The sequence below is a fragment of the Ruegeria sp. AF8 genome (genome assembly GCF_056541825.1).
On record NZ_JBQFYW010000004.1, the window covers coordinates 113962 to 133669 of the forward strand.

Annotated in this window: 19 protein-coding genes; 11 read left to right on the forward strand and 8 right to left on the reverse strand. The window is 60.0% G+C overall.

What is annotated here, in order from left to right; all coding sequences use genetic code 11:
* Positions 1-9: 9 nt before the first annotated feature.
* Entirely contained in the window at positions 10-591 is a 582-nt protein-coding gene (locus tag ACR0AO_RS09430; protein ID WP_480602828.1) for a transglycosylase SLT domain-containing protein, read from the reverse strand.
* A 274-nt stretch (positions 592-865) separates the two neighbouring features.
* On the opposite strand from ACR0AO_RS09430, the gene hspQ reads away from it, so the two are divergent.
* Positions 866-1192, forward strand: a complete 327-nt coding sequence (hspQ, locus tag ACR0AO_RS09435) for a heat shock protein HspQ (RefSeq protein ID WP_480602830.1) — start codon at positions 866-868, stop codon at positions 1190-1192.
* A gap of 33 nt (positions 1193-1225) precedes the next feature.
* On the opposite strand, the gene ggt is transcribed toward hspQ, so the two are convergent.
* The 3 genes from ggt to ACR0AO_RS09450 form a co-directional block, all read right to left on the reverse strand.
* Positions 1226-2803, reverse strand: coding sequence for a gamma-glutamyltransferase (gene ggt / locus ACR0AO_RS09440; protein ID WP_480602832.1), 1578 nt, complete (start codon positions 2801-2803; stop codon positions 1226-1228).
* A gap of 189 nt (positions 2804-2992) precedes the next feature.
* The gene (locus ACR0AO_RS09445) at positions 2993-3457 is read right to left on the reverse strand and encodes an ATP-binding protein (protein WP_480602834.1); all 465 of its coding nucleotides are present in this window, start codon (positions 3455-3457) and stop codon (positions 2993-2995) included.
* Positions 3458-3472: 15 nt separating this feature from the next.
* Positions 3473-3817, reverse strand: a complete 345-nt coding sequence (locus tag ACR0AO_RS09450) for an STAS domain-containing protein (protein WP_480602836.1) — start codon at positions 3815-3817, stop codon at positions 3473-3475.
* Positions 3818-3914: 97 nt separating this feature from the next.
* Between ACR0AO_RS09450 and ACR0AO_RS09455 the strand changes: the two genes are divergently transcribed.
* The gene (locus ACR0AO_RS09455) at positions 3915-5087 is read left to right on the forward strand and encodes a thiolase family protein (RefSeq protein ID WP_480602838.1); all 1173 of its coding nucleotides are present in this window, start codon (positions 3915-3917) and stop codon (positions 5085-5087) included.
* 92 nt (positions 5088-5179) lie between these two features.
* Positions 5180-5632: a GAF domain-containing protein gene (locus tag ACR0AO_RS09460; protein WP_480602840.1), complete on the forward strand. Its 453-nt coding sequence runs from the start codon at positions 5180-5182 to the stop codon at positions 5630-5632.
* 50 nt (positions 5633-5682) lie between these two features.
* Here ACR0AO_RS09460 and ACR0AO_RS09465 read toward each other — a convergent pair whose 3' ends face one another.
* Positions 5683-5964, reverse strand: coding sequence for a DUF1294 domain-containing protein (locus ACR0AO_RS09465; protein ID WP_480602841.1), 282 nt, complete (start codon positions 5962-5964; stop codon positions 5683-5685).
* A gap of 86 nt (positions 5965-6050) precedes the next feature.
* Here ACR0AO_RS09465 and ACR0AO_RS09470 point away from each other — a divergent pair, with 86 nt between their 5' ends.
* The 8 genes from ACR0AO_RS09470 (at position 6051) to ACR0AO_RS09505 (ending at position 15643) form a co-directional block, all read left to right on the forward strand.
* Entirely contained in the window at positions 6051-6650 is a 600-nt protein-coding gene (locus ACR0AO_RS09470) for a helix-turn-helix domain-containing protein (protein ID WP_480602842.1), read from the forward strand.
* A complete protein-coding gene (locus ACR0AO_RS09475) occupies positions 6650-7273 on the forward strand; it encodes a LysE family translocator (protein ID WP_480602845.1) in 624 nt (207 codons plus the stop codon). The genes ACR0AO_RS09470 and ACR0AO_RS09475 overlap by 1 nt, the downstream gene beginning before the upstream one ends.
* 4 nt (positions 7274-7277) lie before the next feature.
* Complete coding sequence (locus ACR0AO_RS09480) at positions 7278-7658, forward strand: GFA family protein (RefSeq protein WP_480602846.1); 381 nt, start codon at positions 7278-7280, stop codon at positions 7656-7658.
* 15 nt (positions 7659-7673) lie between these two features.
* Positions 7674-10124, forward strand: a complete 2451-nt coding sequence (locus tag ACR0AO_RS09485; RefSeq protein WP_480602848.1) for a GcvT family protein — start codon at positions 7674-7676, stop codon at positions 10122-10124.
* A 35-nt stretch (positions 10125-10159) separates the two neighbouring features.
* The gene (locus tag ACR0AO_RS09490) at positions 10160-11206 is read left to right on the forward strand and encodes an alcohol dehydrogenase family protein (RefSeq protein WP_480602849.1); all 1047 of its coding nucleotides are present in this window, start codon (positions 10160-10162) and stop codon (positions 11204-11206) included.
* A 10-nt stretch (positions 11207-11216) separates the two neighbouring features.
* Positions 11217-12110, forward strand: coding sequence for a homocysteine S-methyltransferase family protein (locus tag ACR0AO_RS09495; protein ID WP_480602851.1), 894 nt, complete (start codon positions 11217-11219; stop codon positions 12108-12110).
* A gap of 10 nt (positions 12111-12120) precedes the next feature.
* The gene (locus ACR0AO_RS09500) at positions 12121-13104 is read left to right on the forward strand and encodes a GlxA family transcriptional regulator (RefSeq protein WP_480602853.1); all 984 of its coding nucleotides are present in this window, start codon (positions 12121-12123) and stop codon (positions 13102-13104) included.
* A gap of 88 nt (positions 13105-13192) precedes the next feature.
* Entirely contained in the window at positions 13193-15643 is a 2451-nt protein-coding gene (locus ACR0AO_RS09505) for a GcvT family protein (RefSeq protein ID WP_480602854.1), read from the forward strand.
* A gap of 67 nt (positions 15644-15710) precedes the next feature.
* On the opposite strand, the gene ACR0AO_RS09510 is transcribed toward ACR0AO_RS09505, so the two are convergent.
* The 3 genes from ACR0AO_RS09510 to mutL all read right to left on the reverse strand — a co-directional run bounded on the left by ACR0AO_RS09510 (position 15711) and on the right by mutL (position 19480).
* Positions 15711-16028 (reverse strand): DUF3775 domain-containing protein, encoded by a 318-nt coding sequence (locus ACR0AO_RS09510; RefSeq protein ID WP_480602855.1) that lies wholly within the window; start codon positions 16026-16028, stop codon positions 15711-15713.
* 292 nt (positions 16029-16320) lie between these two features.
* Entirely contained in the window at positions 16321-17550 is a 1230-nt protein-coding gene (locus ACR0AO_RS09515) for a DNA recombination protein RmuC (protein ID WP_480602856.1), read from the reverse strand.
* A gap of 58 nt (positions 17551-17608) precedes the next feature.
* Positions 17609-19480, reverse strand: coding sequence for a DNA mismatch repair endonuclease MutL (gene mutL, locus ACR0AO_RS09520; protein ID WP_480602858.1), 1872 nt, complete (start codon positions 19478-19480; stop codon positions 17609-17611).
* Positions 19481-19708 lie beyond the last annotated feature (228 nt).

A 19708-nucleotide genomic window follows, 5' to 3' on the forward strand; every position in this document is an offset into this window, starting at 1 on the left:
TTTGCAGGATCAGTACCGGCAGCCTGACAATTGCTGGCGGTACAGTCTGGCACGGGCATCCACATCATCGGCCACGCGCAACAGCCAAGATTTGCCGCTATGGCTGCCGCGAGCATAACCGGCATGGCCTTCGTGATAGGCCAGATATTGATTGCGCGTGTCGCTGGGGTGAATACCGTTCTTTTCCCAGCTTTTATTCATGTACCAGCCCATAAAATCAGACGCGTCGCGAATCCGGTTCCGTTTCGCGCGCCGTTTGCCGGTTTCCTTCTGGTATTGCTCCCACGTGCCGTCCAGGGCCTGACTAAAGCCATAGGCGCTGCTTTGGCGCCCCATCGGGATTACGCCCAGCACGAATTTATGCGGCGTGCGGGCGTCGGCACGATACCGGCTTTCCTGATAGATGGTCGCCATCTGTACATGGACCGGAACGCCCCATTTGCGTTCGGTCGACTTGAAAGCCTTGATGTAGTCGGGGCGCTCTCTCGCGATGCTGCAAGCGTCATTGAGATTGCGCGGTGGAGTCTTTGACCCACCGCTGCACGACGCCAAAATCAGCACCGCCAATATCGCGCAAAGAGATCTGCTCATCTGCCTCTTGCCTTTTTTTGGAAATTATAGCGCATTTTCCGGCACGATGAAATCACAATCCGGTCCGGCTGGCCGTGAACGGGACAATTGAATGTTTCTTTTTGCCGGATGCTCAAGATGAGCAACAGTCAACGAAAAAAGGAAAAAAAGATGTCGTTTTGCGCGAGGGAAATAACTGTTAAGGCAGAGTTCACAGTCTGTTTCCAACGATTTGAGAGCAAATATTGGACTTTTAGGGTGCGTTAAGGGTAAAAATGACCTTGGGGGCGAAATTATGTTGAAGACACATGCAAAGTACCACCTGGGACAGGTGGTCCGTCATAAAAAACACCCTTTCCGGGGGGTGGTTTTTGACGTCGATCCGGAATTTTCAAATACTGAGGAATGGTATCAAGCGATTCCCGAGAACAGTCGGCCTGCGAAAGAGCAGCCCTTCTATCATCTTCTCGCTGAAAACGATCAGTCCTATTACGTTGCTTATGTTTCCGAACAGAACCTGATCGAAGACTGGTCTGGTGAGCCGGTGGATCACCCTGATATTCCAGATATGTTCGGACCATTTCAGGACGGGTCTTACCCGCTGCATTTCCAACTGAATTGAAAGCCAGTCGGCGTCAGTCATTTTTGAAAGTCATTAAAATCCCAGCGCACACCCATCTTTCCGTGGATCGCTGGCACCCTCCAAAATACCCTCATCCCGAATGCGAATGGCCTGAGCGCCGCCGATCGGCAAATCCGGTATTTCGACAGTGTGCCCCAGATCGGACAACCGCTGCCGCACCGCGTCGGAATAGCCGCGCTCGACCTTGAGAACTCCACTATCGGCAAAGGCGCGGGGCGCGGTCACAGCCTCCTGCAAACCCATCGCCGAGTCGGTCAGGTTGGAAACAATCCGGGCGTGACCCGTTGGCTGATAGGCGCCGCCCATGACCCCGAAGGGCATCTTCACCCGATCATTTTCACGCAGCATGCCGGGGATGATCGTGTGCATCGGACGCTTTCCGCCGCCCAACTCGTTCGGATGGTTTGCAGCCAGGGTGAAACCCGCGCCTCTGTTCTGCAACAAGATGCCGAACCTTTCCGAAGCGATCCCGGATCCGAAACTGTGAAAGATCGAATAGATCAGCGACACGGCCATCCGGTCGCGGTCCACAACCGTGATATAGACGGTATCCTTGTGTACGGCTTCTGTCAGGGGGGCCGCTGAGGGCATCGCTTTGGCAGGATTGATCAATTGCGCGAGTTTCGCGGCGGTCTCCGGGGCGAGCATGTGATCCAAACGTTCCGTGCAATCGGGATCGGCAATGAAACGGTTGCGGGCATCATATGCCAGTTTTGTCGCCTCGGCTTCGATATGAATGCGCTCCGCACCCAGCGGGTCCATCGACGCCAGATCAAAATGATCGAGAATATTGAGAAGCAACAGCGCCGTCGCGCCCTGGCCGTTTGGTGGGTGCTCGACCAATTCGACCTTGCCATATCCGGCGCTTACGGGATTTGTTTCCGTGCATCTGGTATTGGCAAAATCCTCAAGCGTGTGACCTCCGCCCAGCTCCTTGAGCGCGGCCACCATGTCTTCGGCGACCTCACCGGAGTAAAAGGCGTCGCGCCCGTGCCGCGCGATGCGCCGCAGGACTTCGGCCTGTTGCGGAGCCCGGAAGACCTGCCCGGTTCGGGGAACCTTTCCGTCGAGTAAATAGTGGTCTCGTGCAGTACCCTGCAGGTTTTTTGAACCAAGCTTCCAGTCCAAAGCCACGCGCGGCGCGACGGGAACCCCCGCATCGGCATAGCGGATTGCCGGCTGCAGCAGTTTGTCCAGCCCCAGGCGTCCTTCGGTTTCTGACAGGTGGCAAAACGCGTCGATGGCCCCGGGCACCGTCACCGCGTGAGGGCTGTTCAAAGGGATTGCTTCAAATCCGCCATCGCGCAGCACTTGTGCGTTTGCTGCTGCCGGAGCCCTGCCGGACCCGTTCAGGGCGCGGATTTCAGAGCTGCCTGCACGCGTGTAGAGAACAAAGCAATCCCCGCCAATCCCGGTCATTTGCGGCTCGCAGATGCCCAGAAGGACGGCACCGGCAATCGCCGCGTCCATCGCATTTCCGCCGGCTTTGAGAATGTCCAGAGCGGCCTGCGCCGCAAGCGGATGAGAAGTTGCACACATCCCCTCGGTTGCCAGAACCTCGGATCGTCCCGGCCGATGATAGTCGCGCATATTTTTGGCTCTCCCTGTGGAACGTGCCGAAACTAGATCGCGCCAGCCAAAAGTCCAATATCTGTGGGGGGTGTTCCTCGGCGCCGCTCACTGGTGGGGGCTGTGACGCTTGGCGCCGAGGGAAGCTATCTTGAGCTACATACCTAATAATACTCGTCTTTGCGGCGGGACCATGTTGCGATTTTGGTCTTATTGTGGCTTGTGATTGTTTTTGCGTGGCAAATCAAAGCGCAATGACAGGTGATTATACTCTTTCTCACGCTTGTACGTGATGTCGTTGGCGATTTGGCGAATCAGGAACCAGCCAAATCCACCTTCGGGCAAATCCTGCAGGCGGGTATTCACATTTGCAGGTTCTCCCCTAGGGACGGTCCCTCCAGGCAAAGGGACGCCGGTATCCGAAACCAGAATGTCCAGACGATCTTCGCTTTGGCGGCAAATGACCTGAACCTGTGCCGGTTCCACCCCTGCATAGGCATGTTCCACTACGTTGTTGATTGCCTCCGTCAGGGCGATCCTGATATCGCCTGCGCATTCCTCGGAAAGTCCCAGTGAACAAAAATGATCGGCCAGGGCCGCCAGACCTGCGCTGGCCTCGGTCTCGGTCGCCGGAAACGCCAATTCGAAACCGCCGTTGTCAAACGCGCGCTTCAATGCGTTGACCTCCGGCTACCGCGAATCCGCGTTTTCGGACAGCGCACCGTTCAATGTCGGAAAAAGAACAAAAACGGTATCCATGCGTGTCAGCCGGAAGACTTTCTCAACCATCGGTGACAGCCCCGCCAGATCAAGACGGCGGCCCTCTCCCAGTTGTTTCATCGAGGCCACGATTGCCCCCAACCCGCTGGAATCGATGAATTCGACAGCCGTCAGATCAAGAACCACCCGTTGCGCGCCACTGTTCGTCTCATTCCGCATGTTTTCCTTGAACTGGATCGCCATCGCCGCGTCGATCCGGTCGGCGTCAACGGTGATCACCTGAACATTTCCGGCTGCGGTGCTGGTCAAAGTCATACCTGCCCCCATAAAAAAGCGTACTCCTTGCGTAGAAATACGCTAGACGCCAAATCTTACCATTCGGTATTCAGTTTCCGGATCAGGAGGATTTGGGATGAAGGAAGTTGTTGTCGCAGGCGCCGCACGAACGCCCATGGGTGGATTTCAGGGCATGTTCGACGGGGTTCCCGCAGCCGATCTGGGCGGTGCCGCCATCCGCGCCGCGCTTGACGGGGCGGGGGCGAACACCGTGGATGAGGTTCTGATGGGCTGTGTTCTGCCCGCAGGGCAGGGACAGGCTCCTGCGCGCCAGGCTGGGTTCGCCGGCGGTTTGGGCGAAGAAGTTCCAGCCACGACGCTCAACAAGATGTGCGGGTCGGGCATGAAGGCGGCGATGATGGCTTTTGACCAGATTGCGCTGGGCCATGCGGAAACGATGATTGCCGGCGGGATGGAGAGCATGACAGGCGCGCCCTACCTGTTGCCCAAAATGCGCGGCGGCGCCCGGATCGGCCACGGCCAGGTGGTGGATCACATGTTCCTGGACGGCCTTGAAGACGCTTATGACAAGGGCCGGCTGATGGGCACCTTCGCCGAGGACTGCGCCGAAGCCTACCAGTTCACCCGCGAGGCACAGGATGAATACGCTCTGCAGTCGCTCTCCAACGCTCTAAAAGCTCAGGAAAGCGGCGCATTCGATGGCGAAATCACCGCTGTTTCCGTGAAGACGCGCAAGGGGGAGATCTCCTGCGATGCTGACGAGCAACCAAAATCCGCGCGGCCCGAAAAAATCCCATCCCTGAAACCGGCCTTCCGCAAGGATGGCACGGTGACGGCCGCGAATTCGTCGTCCATTTCTGACGGGGCCGCCGCCCTGATGCTGGCCTCTGCCGAAGCGGCCGAGGCCCGGGGTCTTGCGGTGCGGGCCCGTATCGTTGGCCACGCGAGCCATGCGCAGGCTCCGGGTTTGTTCACCACGGCCCCGGTTCCGGCGACGCAAAAGCTTCTCGACCGTATCGGCTGGAGCAAGGAAGACGTCGATCTCTGGGAGGTCAACGAGGCTTTTGCAGTCGTGCCGATGGCTTTCATGCACGAGATGGGTCTGCCGCGCGACATCGTGAACGTCAATGGCGGCGCCTGCGCTTTGGGGCACCCGATCGGGGCTTCCGGCGCACGCATCATGGTCACATTGCTCAATGCACTTGAAAAGCGCGGTCTCAGACGCGGTGTCGCCGCCATTTGTATCGGTGGAGGCGAAGGCACCGCCATCGCCATCGAACGGGTTTGACCCTTTTTCTCGTTTCCAATACGGCGGGAACGAATTGAGCCTGAGGTTCGGGAAGGGGCTGGTCCCCTTCACCTTCAGATAAGAGTGCCGAGATGACTGCCGACTACGATACACTCGCGAAAACGATTGCCGCGCTGACGGAAGGTGAAACCGACGAGGTGGCGCTGATGGCCACTGTCGCCTGCGAGGTGCATCACGCCGATGACCGCTTCGACTGGACCGGCTTTTATCGCGTGACCGAACCCGGTCTGCTCAAGATAGGCCCCTATCAAGGCGGCCATGGCTGTCTCACCATACCGTTCGAACGGGGCGTTTGCGGCGCTGCGGCGCGAACCGGCGAGGTTCAACTCGTCCCGGATGTCGAGGCCTTTCCCGGACACATCGCCTGCGCTTCCTCCACGCGATCCGAACTGGTCCTGCCGGTGCACAATGAGGCAGGGGACCTGATTGCCGTTTTCGACATCGACAGCGATCAGCCGGATGCGTTCACGCCAAAGGATGCCGGTGCATTGTCATCGATCCTGTCGCAGGTTTTCGCGCAATAATGCGCTTCGCTAAGTTCCAAAGCCGGTTTACAGCCGCCTGCCGCTGATGGTCAGCCGAGGACCGACAGGTCTCCGTTCGTCCACCAGTAGTACCCCGCCGCCTGCACGGCGACGATGACGAACAGCCAGACCGTGAAACCCCGTTTGCGGGTCTTGTGCCGGAACATCCAGCGGCCCAACACGGCACCGGGGCTGCCGCCAAGAGCCGCCAGCCACAAAAGCGTGCGTTCGGAGAATCGCCGCTTTCTGCGACCCGCGCGCAGCTTGTCCCAACCAAAAGCCAATAGGGTCAACCCGTTGACCACCCACAGATACATCACCGCGATCCACATGGTTTGGGCATATCCAATCCCAACGCGACCTTCAAATGAAAAAATTCTTGAAAATTTCACGAAATTGAGCGACCGTGAAAAAGAGGATGTTTTTTTCACGAGAATCGGAGCGCCCGGTGAACACCCAAGCCCGCCACAGCGCCACACTCGGGGCCGATATCCGCGCCCTGCGCAAGGCGCGCGGTTTGACGCTGACCGAGATCGCAGCGCGGCTCGAACGCTCCGTTGGCTGGCTCAGCCAGGTGGAGCGGGACATGTCCGAACCTTCGATCTCGGACCTGCGGCAGATTGCTGAATGTTTGGGTGTACCGATGTCGATGCTGTTTACCCATTCCGCGGCACCTGCGGACGAACAGGGCTATATCGTTCGCGCCGGATCGCGTCGTCCGATGGGATCGGGCGACGAGGGATTGATCGAAGAACTTCTGTCCCCCGACCTGACGGATGACTTCGAGGTGGTTCATTCCACCTTCCGCCCCCGCTCGCGGATGCAGACGCCGGCTCACCGGCCAACGCAAGAGGTCGGGTACATGGTTTCGGGCCGCCTGGACCTCATTATCGGCAACCGCTCCTTTACCGTCGGACCCGGCGACAGCTTTCGGTTCAAGAACGAACCCTATCAATGGGCAAACCCCTATGACGACCCCGCCGTGGCCGTCTGGGTCATCGCCCCGCCGGTATACTGATGAGCTTCGAGGCCTGGACCATATTCGCGCTGTTCTGGGTGGTGTTCGTCACCACACCGGGGCCAAATGCGGTCAATTGCGTCTCGAACGGGATGAGCCTGCCGTTCGCCAGGGCGATGCTGGGGGTACTGGCAATTCTGACGCAGGCCAGCGCGTTTCTGATCCTGTCGGCGCTGGGCGTGACGGCACTGATTGCAACCTCTCCGGCCGGGTTTTTCATTGCCAAGCTGATTGGTGCCGGATTCCTGATCTGGCTGGGCATTCGAGGCTGGATGACCGCGAAGACGCCTGTCCGGGCGGATGAGCGTCCCGCGCGTCACGTCTATCTGCATGCCCTCGCAATCGCGACGATCAACCCGAAAAGCGTCGCTGGATACCTCGCGGCCTTCTCGCAGTTCGTGCAGCCGGATGTACCGATCTGGCAGCAGATGACGACCATCATGCCCACCGCACTGATCATTACCACGCTCAGCTATACCGGCTTTACCCTGCTGGGCGCGCTGATGGGCAAAGCGGCGTTGGGGGCCGTATTCAATGTCTGGGTGCGCCGGGTCATGGCCACCTGCTTCATCATCTATGGCGTGGCTCTGGGAACCAGCACCACGACTTTGGCAAAGGGGTAATCTGATGCATGCCGGTTCCTGCCTCTGCGGCGCAGTCGCGTTCACAATCGACGGAGAGCTGTCGCCGCCCGTCGCCTGCCATTGCGGCCAGTGCCGCAAGCAGTCGGGCCACCTCTGGGGTTCGACCTCGACCCATCAGGACAATCTGAGTTTCACGGCCAGCGATTCGCTTGGCTGGTATCGCGCCTCGGATATCGCCCGGCGCGGGTTCTGCTCGGCCTGCGGCTCGTTCCTGTTCTGGCAGCATAATGACGAGGACACGATATCAATTTCGGTCGGGTCGCTGGACGAGCCCACCGGCCTGAAACTCTCGAAACACATCTTTGTCGCCGACAAGGGTGATTATTACGACATCTCAGACGACCTGCCTCAAGTGGCGCAATAACAGGGATCAAGACAAATGAGCGATTTTCCAACAAGGGCCCGCGTGGTCATCATCGGTGGCGGTGTGGTGGGAACCTCCTCACTGTACCATCTGGCTAAGAAGGGCTGGACCGACTGCGTACTGCTGGAAAAGAACGAACTGACCGCCGGCTCGACATGGCACGCGGCGGGCAACGTGCCGACCTTTTCCACTTCGTGGGCGATCATGAACATGCAGCGCTATTCGACCGAGCTGTATTCCCGTCTGGGCGAAGAGGTCGATTACCCGATGAACTACCATGTCTCGGGCTCCATCCGTTTGGCACACAGCAAGGAACGGATGCAGGAGTTCGAGCGCGCCTGTTCGATGGGCCGCTATCAGGGCATCGCGATGGAGATGTGGACGCCTGAACAAGCCAAGGAAAAATACCCTTTCCTTGAGACACATGATCTCGAAGGCGTGCTGTTCGACCCCAGTGATGGCGACATTGATCCGGCCCAGCTGACACAGGCGCTGGCCAAGGGTGCCCGCGACATGGGCCAGAAGATCATCCGCTTCTGCCCGGCGACCGGCGTGACCCAACATGATGATGGCACCTGGACCGTCCACACGGACAAGGGCGACATCGACTGTGACTATGTGGTGAACGCGGCCGGCTACTACGCGCAGCGCGTGGGTGAATGGTTCAAGCCCTTTGGTGGCCGTACCGTTCCCGCGATGGTGATGAGCCATCAGTACCTGCTGACCGATGAGGTGCCAGAGGTTGAAGAATGGTCCAAAGCGAACGGTGGCAAAAAGCTGCCGCTGCTGCGCGACGTGGATGTCTCGTACTACCTGCGGCAGGAAAAAAATGGCTTCAACCTTGGCCCGTATGAGCCCAACTGTAAGGGCCACTGGATGACCGAGGATGATCCGATGCCCGAGGATTTCTCGTTCCAGCTGTGGAATGACGATCTGGACCGCATCGAAGACATCGTCACCGACGCGATGGAACGTGTGCCGTTGATGGCAACCTCAGGTGTTGGCCGAGTCATCAACGGTCCCATCCCCTACGCGCCGGACGGGCTGCCGTTGATCGGCCCGATGCCGGGTGTGAGAAACGCGTTCGAGGCGCACACTTTTACCTTCGGTATCGCCCAGGGCGGCGGGGCCGGCAAGGTGCTGGCCGAATGGATCGTCGATGGCCATACCGAATGGGATATGTGGGCGGTCGATCCGCGCCGCTATACCGATTACACCGATCAGGACTACTGCAACCAGAAAGGCATGGAGGTTTATGGCAACGAATACGCCATGCACTTCCCCCATCACGAATGGCCCGCCGCGCGCGACAAGAAACTGTCGCCGGTGCATGACAAGGTCAAAGCGGTGGGCGGCGTGATGGGTGCCTATAACGGATGGGAGCGTGCCAACTGGTTCGCGAAGCCGGGCGATGACACGTCGCTTGAGGCGACCCATACCTGGGGTCGTTCCGGCCCGTGGGAGCAGCGGATCCAAGAAGAATGCGAGGCCGTGCGAGACCATTGTGGCGTACTAGATCTGCCAGGCTTCTCGCGCTTCATGGTCAAGGGAGAAGGCGCCGCCGAGGCGCTGCGCGGCCTCGCAACCGGTGGGTTGCCAAAGGTCGGCCGGATGAACCTCATCTATGTCTCCGACGACCGTGGCCGCATTCTGACCGAAATGTCCTGTATCCGTCTGGGTGAGGATGAGTTCCTGATGATCACGGCGGCAACCGCGCAGTGGCATGACCGCGACATCCTGCGGAATGTGATGCCAGCGGGCGTCAGCGTCGAGGACGTGACCACCACCCGCGACACGTTGATCGTCACCGGCCCGAAGTCGCGTGAGATCCTGTCGGGGCTGTCCGATGCGGACCTGTCTTCGGGGTGGCTGACCCATCAGGCCGCCACAGTGGCCGGGCAGCCTGCGCATCTGATCCGCGTTTCATTCGCGGGTGAACTGGGCTGGGAGGTTCATGCCCTGAACGAACACATGCCCGCCATCTATGACGCCATCATCGGCGCGGGGGCAAAGCCCTTTGGCATGTATGCGCTGAATTCCCTGCGTATCGAAAAGGGATACCGGGCGTGGAAGGGCGATCTGTCCTCCGACTATTCGTTGCTGGAAGGCGGGCTGGGCCGTTTTGTCAAGCTTGACAAGCCTCAGGATTTCCCGGGCAAGGCTGCGATCCAGAATGAAAAGCAGCAGGGCGTGAAGAAATGCTTTGTCACCCTGATGGTCGATGCTGGTGACGCGGACGCACCCTATATGTCCTGCATCTGGCATGACGGGAAGATCGTCGGCGAGACCACATCGGGTGCGTGGGGCTATCGTGTGAATGCCTCGATCGCGCTGGGCATGGTGCGACCTGAACTGGCGGTGCCGGGTACCGAGCTAGAGGTCGAGATCTACGGCCGGAAACATCGTGCCGTGGTCCAGGAAGACCAGCCGCTTTGGGACCCCGGCAACGAACGGCTCCGCGCCTGACAAAGCTGGCCCGCCATTGACAAGGGATGACAGTGATGACCCGGCAAATGAACGGCATCTACCTGACCCGGCATGGCGGACCGGACGCGTTGGAGTGGCGCGAAGACATCCCTGTTCCGGCCCCCGGGCCGGGGCAGGTGCTGGTTCGCGTCGCCGCGGCCGGCGTCAACAACACCGACATCAACACTCGCGTGGGCTGGTATTCGTCCGACGTGACCAGTGCGACCGACGCGGTCGATCAGCAGGTTGAGGCCGGCGGCTGGGGCGGTGCGCTGACCTTTCCCCGAATTCAGGGCGGCGATCTTTGCGGCATCGTGGAAAAGGTCGGTTCCGGCACGGTGTTCCAGCCGGGTCAGCGCGTGACCTGCCCGATCAACCTGCCACGCCCGCGCCCCGGCAATCCGCAGGGTTTCGTTGCCCTTGGTTCGGAACTGGACGGGGCCTTTGCGCAATATTGCCTGGTCGAGGCGGATGATCTTTACGATGTCACCGCCTCGCCACTTTCGGATGTCGAAATCGCCGCCATTCCGTGCGCCTTTGGCACGGCGGAAAACCTGCTTTCGCGCGCGGGCGTGACTGCCGGGCACAGGGTGTTGATTACCGGCGCCTCTGGCGGTGTGGGTTTGGCTGCCGTGCAACTGGCCGCCCTGCGTGGGGCTGCCGTTTGGGGTGTGACCAGCCCGGCCAAGGCGGGCGTGGTCAAAGGGCAGGGCGCACGCGATACTTTCGACCGCGATACCCCGCTTCCCAAAGACAGTTTCGACATGGTGATCGACGTCGTTGGCGGCCCGGCTTGGCCCGGCCTCATTCTGGCGCTGAAACCCGGTGGACACTATGCCGTCTCGGGCGCAATCGCCGGTCCGATGGTGCAGGCGGATTTGCGCGACATCTACCTGCGGGATATCACCATCCACGGCTGCACCCATCAGGCGCCCGACGTGTTCGGCCGCTTGGTCACGCTGATAAACGAAGGCAGGATCAAACCCCTGATCTCAAAAACCTATCCTCTGCGTGAGATCGCCAGGGCGCAGGAGGATTTTCAATCCAAAGCTTTTCCCGGCAAACTGGTATTGATTCCCTAGGGAGGATTGCATGACCGAAATCACTCTTCTCGACGGCTCGATCGGTCAGGAACTAGTCAAGCGAAGCGGCGACAGGGCGACGCCCCTTTGGTCTACCCGCGTGATGATCGACCATCCCGAACTGGTGGGCGAGGTGCACGCGGATTACTTCCGGCGAGGCGCGACCATCGCCACCACGAACACCTACGCTGTGCATCGCTCGCGGCTTGCCCGGGTTGGGCTGGAGGATCAGGTGCCTGCCCTGATCAACACCGCTGTTGCGCAGGCGGAAAGAGCGCGCGAAGGCACGGGTGGCCGCATTGCCGGATCATTGGGGCCGTTGCTTGCCTCTTATCGGCCCGACCTGATGCCGGATCCGGACGAAGCGGCGCAGAAATTCGCTGAGCTTGTTGCGCTGATGAGCCCACGCGTCGACCTGTTCCTGATCGAAACCGTGTCGTCGGTTCAGGAGGCAACAGGGGTTTTGCGTGGAACGCAAGGCTGTGGCAAACCGGTTTGGCTGTCGCTGACCGTCATGGATGATGACGGCACCCGTCTGCGTTCGGGCGAGACGCTGGGCGATATTGCCCCGTTGGTTGCGCGGTTCGAACCCGAAGCGGTTCTGATCAACTGTTCCCGCCCCGAAGCTATCGCGGCGGCGCTCGATATCCTCAAAACGCTTGGTAAACCTTTCGGAGCCTACGCCAATGGATTTACGCGCATCTCCGAAGAATTCCTGAAGGACGCGCCGACCGTGGACGCGCTGGAACAGCGCACGGATCTTGATCCGGATGCCTATGCCGAATTCGCCATGGGCTGGGTGGCACAGGGCGCCACCATCGTCGGAGGCTGCTGCGAGGTGGGTCCGGATCACATCGAGGCGCTGGCCCGACGTCTGCGAGCCGCCGGGCACAAGATTACCTGAGGAGCGACACGTGACAGCCAGATCCGGTGGGCGATACGACAGCGCGATTCCGAAACGATGGAACATCGATATCGTCGTCGCGGACGGCTTTGTGTTGATCGAGGTGGCGGGGGTCGTCGACGTCATCAGAATTGCCAATCGTGTTTGCCCTCAACCTCCCTTTCAATGGGCCTATCGGTCGCTTCAGGGTGGCGTTGTCCGCAGCCGGTCCGAAGCATTTGTCGAGACGACGCCAATTCCCGCGCATCCCGATGCCGACTATGTATTCGTCATTGGAAATTCCGACCCGGACAATCCGTCGCTGTCCCTGACACGGGTGATTTCAGACTATACGTTTCGCGGCGCACAGGTATTTCTGCTGGCTGAAGCGGCAAGCCGGTACATCAAGGACAAGGGCGCCGAGGATCATGCGACCCATTGGGAAAACGCGTCATTTCTGAGTGAACGTGGCGGCGGGTTCACCGCCAGGTATTCGATAGCCACCGAACATGGGCCTGTGGTTACCTGCGCCGGCATGGGCTCGACCGTCGATATTGCCCTGGAACTGATCGGCCGTCATGTTTCGGGCGCCGCCAAAATGACAGTTGCAAATGTGATGCTGCACGAAAGCATTCGCGACTATGGCTCAATGCAACCCTATTCGGGCGCCCGGATGACCGAAACGGGCGACGGGAAGCTGGATCAGGCTATCGAGATCATGCAGGCCAATATCGAAGAGCCGGTGCCGATCAATGAAATCGTCGCGGCTCTGGGTCTTTCAAACCGGTCGCTGGAACGCAAATTCAAGACCTACCTGGGCGCTACGCCGAACGGATACTATCGGGAAATGCGTCTGGCCAAGGCCAACAATCTGCTGCTCAACACCACCATGAGCATCCATGAAATCGGGCTGGCCTGCGGTTTTCCGAACGGATTTTCGGCAGTCTACAAAAGCGTTTTCGGGGTCACGCCCTTCGCTATGCGCAGCAAACGACGCACCGGCGGAACAGGGTGAATATCCGATTCATTCTGACGTTTTTGATGGATTTCCTGCCGCCTTTCCATGGCACGATACGCCAAATTCAGAATCGGAGTCTTTGAATATGGCTGATCTTCCCAACAAGGCCCGTGTGGTCATCATCGGCGGCGGTGTGATCGGATGCTCGGTCGCCTATCATCTGACCAAACTGGGCTGGAAAGACGTGGTGCTGCTGGAGCGCAAGCAGTTGACCTCGGGCACCACCTGGCACGCGGCGGGTCTGATCGCACAGTTGCGCCCGTCGTCGAACATGACCAAGCTGGCGAAATACACGCAGGAGCTATACGGCAAAATCAGCGAGGAAACCGGTGTGGAAACCGGGTTCCGCCGGACCGGCTCGATCAATGTGGCCCTGACCGAGGAGCGCCGCGAAGAACTGTTCCGCACTGCTGCCATGGCCCGCGCCTTTGGGGTCGAAGTGCACGAGCTAACCACCGCCGAGGTAAAAGAGAAATACGAACACCTCAACACCGATGACGTGACCGGTGGGGTTTGGCTGCCGACAGACGGGCAGGGCGATCCGGCCAATATCGCGCTGGCGATGGCCAAGGGTGCGCGTCAGAACGGGGCCACCGTCAGGGAACGCGTCAAGGTCACTGGACTCAAACGTAGTGGCCGCCGCGTGACGGGGGTGGACTGGGTGTCGGATGATGGTGCGGCACAGGGCCATATCGAATGCGACCACATCGTCAACTGCGCCGGTATGTGGGGCCGTGAGGTTGGCAAGATGGCGGGCGTGAACGTACCGCTGCACGCCTGCGAACATTTCTATATCGTGACCGAAGCCATCCCGGGCCTGAAGCAGATGCCGGTGCTTCGGGTGGCTGACGAATGCGCCTATTACAAGGAAGACGCGGGCAAGATCCTGCTGGGCGCGTTCGAGCCGAAATCCAAGCCGTGGGGCATGAACGGTATCCCCGACAGCTTCGAATTCGACCAGCTGCCAGAGGATTTCGATCACTTCGAACCGATCCTCGAAGCGGCCTGCAACCGGATGCCGATGCTGGCCGAGGCGGGTATTCACACCTTCTTCAACGGCCCCGAAAGCTTTACGCCGGATGACGCCTATCACCTGGGCCTTGCGCCCGAGATGGACAATGTCTGGGTCGCGGCCGGGTTCAACTCGATCGGCATCCAGTCGGCGGGCGGCGCCGGCATGGCATTGGCGCAATGGATGGAGGATGGCGAAAAGCCGTTTGATCTGGGCGACGTGGATGTTGGCCGGATGCATCCGTTCCAGGGCAACAAGCACTATTTGTACGAGCGGTCCAAGGAAACGCTGGGTCTGCTTTATGCCGACCATTTCCCTTATCGCCAGATGGCAACGGCGCGCGGTGTTCGGCGCACACCGTTTCACCACCACCTCAAAGAGCAGGGCGCGGTCTTTGGCGAAATCGGCGGTTGGGAGCGAGCCAACTGGTTTGCCAACGAAGGTCAGGACCGTGAATACCGGTACAGCTGGAAGCGCCAGAACTGGTTTGAAAACTCTGCCGCCGAACACCGCGCCGTGCGCGAGAATGTAGGCATGTACGACATGACCTCGTTCGGCAAACTGCGGGTCGAAGGGCCGGATGCCGAAGCGTTCCTGAACCATATCTGTGGCGCCAACCTCTCAGTTCCGCTGGGCAAGATCGTCTATACGCAGTTCCTCAACACACGTGGCGGCATCGAGGCGGACGTGACGGTCACCCGCCTGTCCGAAACCGCCTATCTGGTGGTGACCCCAGCGGTAACGCGTCTGGCGGATGAAACCCGGATGCGGCGTTTGACGGGCGAATATCGCGTCGTTATCACCGACGTGACCAGCACCGAAGGCGTTCTGGCGGTCATGGGGCCGAACTCGCGCGAATTGCTGAACAAAGTCTCGCCCAACGACTTTTCAAACGCGGTAAACCCGTTCGGCACCGCGCAGGAGATTGAGATCGGCATGAGCCTCGCCCGGGCGCATCGCGTGTCCTATGTGGGCGAGCTGGGGTGGGAGCTTTACATCCCGACCGAATTCTCGGGCCATGTGTTCGAGGCCCTGTGGGATGCCGGTCAGGACATGGGCCTGAAACTGTGCGGCATGCACATGATGGACAGCTGCCGCATCGAAAAGGCATTTCGCCATTTCGGCCACGACATTACCTGCGAAGACAGCGTGATCGACGCTGGTCTGGGCTTTGCCGTCGATCTGTCAAAACCCGACTTCGTCGGCAAGGCGGCCGTGGTCGAGCGCAAGGAAAGCGGGCCGAAACACCGCATGGTACAGTTCAGGCTGACCGATGCCGAGCCGCTGCTTTTCCACAACGAACCCATTGTTCGTGACGGCGAATATGTGGGCTATCTCAGCTCGGGCAATTACGGCCACACGCTGGGCGGTGCCATCGGCATGGGCTATGTGCCGTGCGAGGGCGAAAAGGCGGCGGAGGTCGTGGCCTCGACCTACGAGATCGATGTGTGCGGCACCAAGATCCGGGCCGAAGCATCTCTCAAGCCGATGTATGACCCGAAATCCGAGCGTGTCAAAGTCTGACCAAGCCAGAATCTAGAATAACAAAGCCGGGGTTGTGGCCCCGGCTTTTTCTTGAGCAGGGAAAGGCTTACATCAGGTCGTTTTCTACATCCTCCGCCGAAATGCCCAGGGCGTCCAATCCGTTTTCAAGATGATCCGACAGATGAGGCGTACCGATCAGATAGTCGGCACAGGGGGTGGATGCCTCGGCCCTGGCGGTGGCGATCGCTTCGGCCAGGTCCTCGGCGAAAAAGCTCTCGCGCCCGACCCACATGATCGCGACCAGTTCGGCTTGCTCGTCCTCGCTCATCCGGTCGATGAACGCCCGCAACTCGCCTTCGGCACGACCCAGTTCCCGCCCCATCAGGGCCACTTGCGCCACCTTTCTGGGCGATATTTCCAACATTTCCAAAACTCCTCTGTCCGCTTGCTTGCATCCATCACAATCAAACGGGACGCGTCCCGTCTTTGATCTTGAGCAAACCGATGATGACTGTGGGTGCCTTCGACTCGCACAACATGGCGGGATGATCACCCGCGCGGTCCGGGTTTGACAACTCCGCCATCGATGTTTGCTGCACGCTGGGGCAATCGCGTCTACAGCAGGGATATTCGGCATACCACCGCAACATTCTCAACAGCGACAGCCCGAAACTTCCGGCATGCGGTGTGTTCGCGGATGCCAACGCGCGGGGCCGTCAGAGTTCCGATTTGCTGAGCGGCACAACGTTTCCCTGCTCGTCGGGTGCAAGTTCCTCGAAATCGAAGTTATCCAGACGTTGCGCGCGGCGTCCGGCTTTTTCCGCGCTGATCTTGATCTCGGAGATATCCTTGGCGGCCTGACCGAAATGCCGGTCCAGATTGGCGACACGGTCCCCCAGTCGTTCGACATCCTTGTGCAGAAGGCCCAGTTCTTTGCGGATCGCGCCGGCTTGTTCCCGCATCCGGGCATCTTTCAGGATTGCCCGCATGGTGTTCAACGTCGCCATGCAAGTGGTCGGAGAGACGATCCAGACGCGTTTGGCGAAACTGTCCTGCACCAGTTCGGGGAATTTGGCGTGCAGTTCGGCATAGACCGCCTCGGAAGGCAGGAACATCAACGCGCCATCGGCGGTTTCACCGTCGAGGATGTACTTTTCAGAAATATCGGAAATGTGCTTGCGCACCGTGCTGCGGAACATCTGCACGGCGGTTTTCAGTTCGACATCATTGGTTGAACCAATCAGCGCCTCATAGGCCTCCAGCGGGAATTTGCTGTCGATCACGATGGGCCCGGGTGGGTGCGGCAGGTGAATCAGGCAATCCGCGCGTTTGCCGTTCGAAAGCGTGGCTTGCAGCGCGTAACTGTCCGAAGGCAGGGCCTTGGAGACGATGTCATTGAGTTGAATTTCCCCGAATGCGCCCCGCGTCTGCTTGTTCGACAGAATGTCCTGCAGGCTCAGTACGTCGCCGGAAAGCCGGGTGATGTTGTCTTGCGCCTTGTCAATTGCGGCCAGCCGTTCCTGAAGCTGCGTCAACGAGGTTGCCGTTTGCTTGGAGGACCCGTGCAGGGTTTCCTTCATCCGCTCCTGCATCTCGGCCAGCGCGCGCGTGGACTTCATCGCGTTGTCGGCAAGCCGGTCGTTCATGTGCTGCTGCACTGTGGACAAGCGCGCCTCGACCGTCTGGATCATCTGAACCTGCGCGTTGGCCTGCGTGTCCGAAACATGTTGCAACCCGCCCCGCAGCTGCTCCTGACCCTGGCCCAGTTGCTGCACGTTCCGGCCCAGATAGTCCAGTTGCCGGGCCAATGGCTCGGCCATGCGCGCCGAACGGCTTGCGGCGCGCAGCGACAGAAGAAGCAACAGCAGAAACAGCATTACCACGCCGCCAACGGCAAGGAGGGCAGAGTCATTCAGCGATAAACCCGTGCCTGCGATCTCGATCATTTCCCCTCACTTGTTCTCGTTTTGTTTCTTTTATATCTATTGCTGCCGGCGGTACCCGTCAACTGCGTCCGAATAACCGTTCGATATCGCTGAGTTTCAATTCGACATAGGTAGGCCGCCCGTGGTTGCACTGGCCGGAATGCGGCGTCGCCTCCATCTCGCGCAACAGCGCGTTCATCTCTTCGGCCCGCATCCGGCGGCCCGAGCGCACCGAGCCGTGACAAGCCATGCGGCTGAGAATTGCCTCGATCCGGGCCTGAACCGTCTGGCTTTCGCCCTGATCGGCCAGTTCATCGAGAATATCGAGGATCATGGCGCGGGCATCCACTTCGCCCAGAATGGCCGGGGTTTCGCGCACGGCAATCGCAGTGCCGCCAAAGGGTTCGATGGTCAGGCCGAGTCGGGTCAGGTCATCGGCGATTTCCAGAAGGCGCGCGCTGTCGCTGTTCGACAGCTCCACGATTTCGGGGATCAGCAGGGCTTGGGATGCAACGCCATTCTCTGACATGCGACGTTTGAGTTTCTCATAGACCAGCCTCTCATGCGCGGCGTGCTGATCCACGATCACCATTCCATCGGCGGTTTGAGCGATGATATAGTTTTCGTGTACCTGTCCGCGGGCGGCCCCCAATGGCAGCTGTTCCGGTGGTTGGACAGCCTGCTCATCCGCCCGATGGGTGTCTTCGCCGGGAACGTGCTCGACAACCTGACCGCTATAGCTGTCGGCGAAATCGGCAAATCCCGGCGCCTGTGCCTGATAAGCGGCCTGACGTGCCTCTGGCGAGGGGCGGTCCATCTGATAGACGCGCCCCGGTGGGGGGGCGGGTTGTTCAGGTCTCATCGCCCCCAGCGTTGCCCCTGCGACGGTGGTGGAGGCACGGTGACCAGCTTCCGCCAGCGCGTGGCGCAGGGCCGAGACGATCAAACCCCGCGCAACGCCGGGATCACGAAACCGCACTTCGGATTTCGCCGGATGAACGTTCACGTCGACCAGCGTCGGGTCGCAGTCGACGAACAGCGCCGCGGCGGGGTGGCGGTCGCGGCTGAGGAAATCGAAATAGGCGGCCCGCAGCGCCCCGGTCAGCATCTTGTCGCGGACGGGGCGACCGTTGACGAAAAGATACTGCGCCACCGCAGCCCCGCGTGAATAGGTCGGCAGCGCAGCGTAGCCATAGAGCCGTATGCCGTCGCGGGAGGCATCGATCCGCAAGGCGTTTTCGGCAAATTCGCGTCCCAGCACGCGGGCAAGCCGCGCATACAGGGCATCGAACAGATCTCCATTTTCGCGGTCGGCGCGAAAAACCGTCCGGCCTTCACCGCCTCCCGAAACATCGCGCAGCGTGAAGGTGATCGCAGGCTCGGCCATGGCAAGGCGCTTGACGGTGTCCGCGACGGCCTGCGCCTCGGCCCGGCCGGTGCGCATGAACTTCAGCCGGGCCGGGGTGGCGAAGAACAGATCGCGTAGTTCGACGACAGTCCCCATGCGCAGGGCCGCCGGTTTTACCGGCTCCATCTTGCCGCCCGCGACGCGGACCGACGCCGCCTCATCGCCGGATGCGCGGCTGGTGATGGTCAGGCGTCCGACCGCACCCAGAGAGGGCAGTGCCTCGCCCCGGAATCCGAACGTATGGATGTTCAACAGATCCGAGCCATCGATCTTTGAGGTCGCGTGCCGCGCCAGCGCCAGCGGAAGATCGTCGGGCGCGATACCGCAACCATCGTCTGTGACACGAATAAGCGTCTTGCCGCCATCCGCGATGTCGACAGCGATTCTGCTGGCGCCGGCATCAATCGCGTTTTCGACCAGTTCCTTGACCGCCGACGCCGGGCGCTCGACAACCTCACCGGCAGCAATGCGATTGATAGCGGTTTCATCGAGTTGCCGGATGACGGGCTGATTTTCGCTGATATTGGGGTTTGGTTGCGCCATACCCCTAAACCTAGCATGGCTGCAATCGATTCTGCCACTGGATTCGGGTCAGAAAATCACTTACGCCCGACCCTACGGATCACATTCGTCGAACGCGGTGACAAACAGATCTCAGGCGAGGCCGGGCGTTTTGTGAGTGGTGGGGTGTGATGTATCCCTTCCAATTCGGTAACATGATCACAGTATTGACGTAAATGCAGCAGCACCCAGCCCAAAATCGGAATCTGG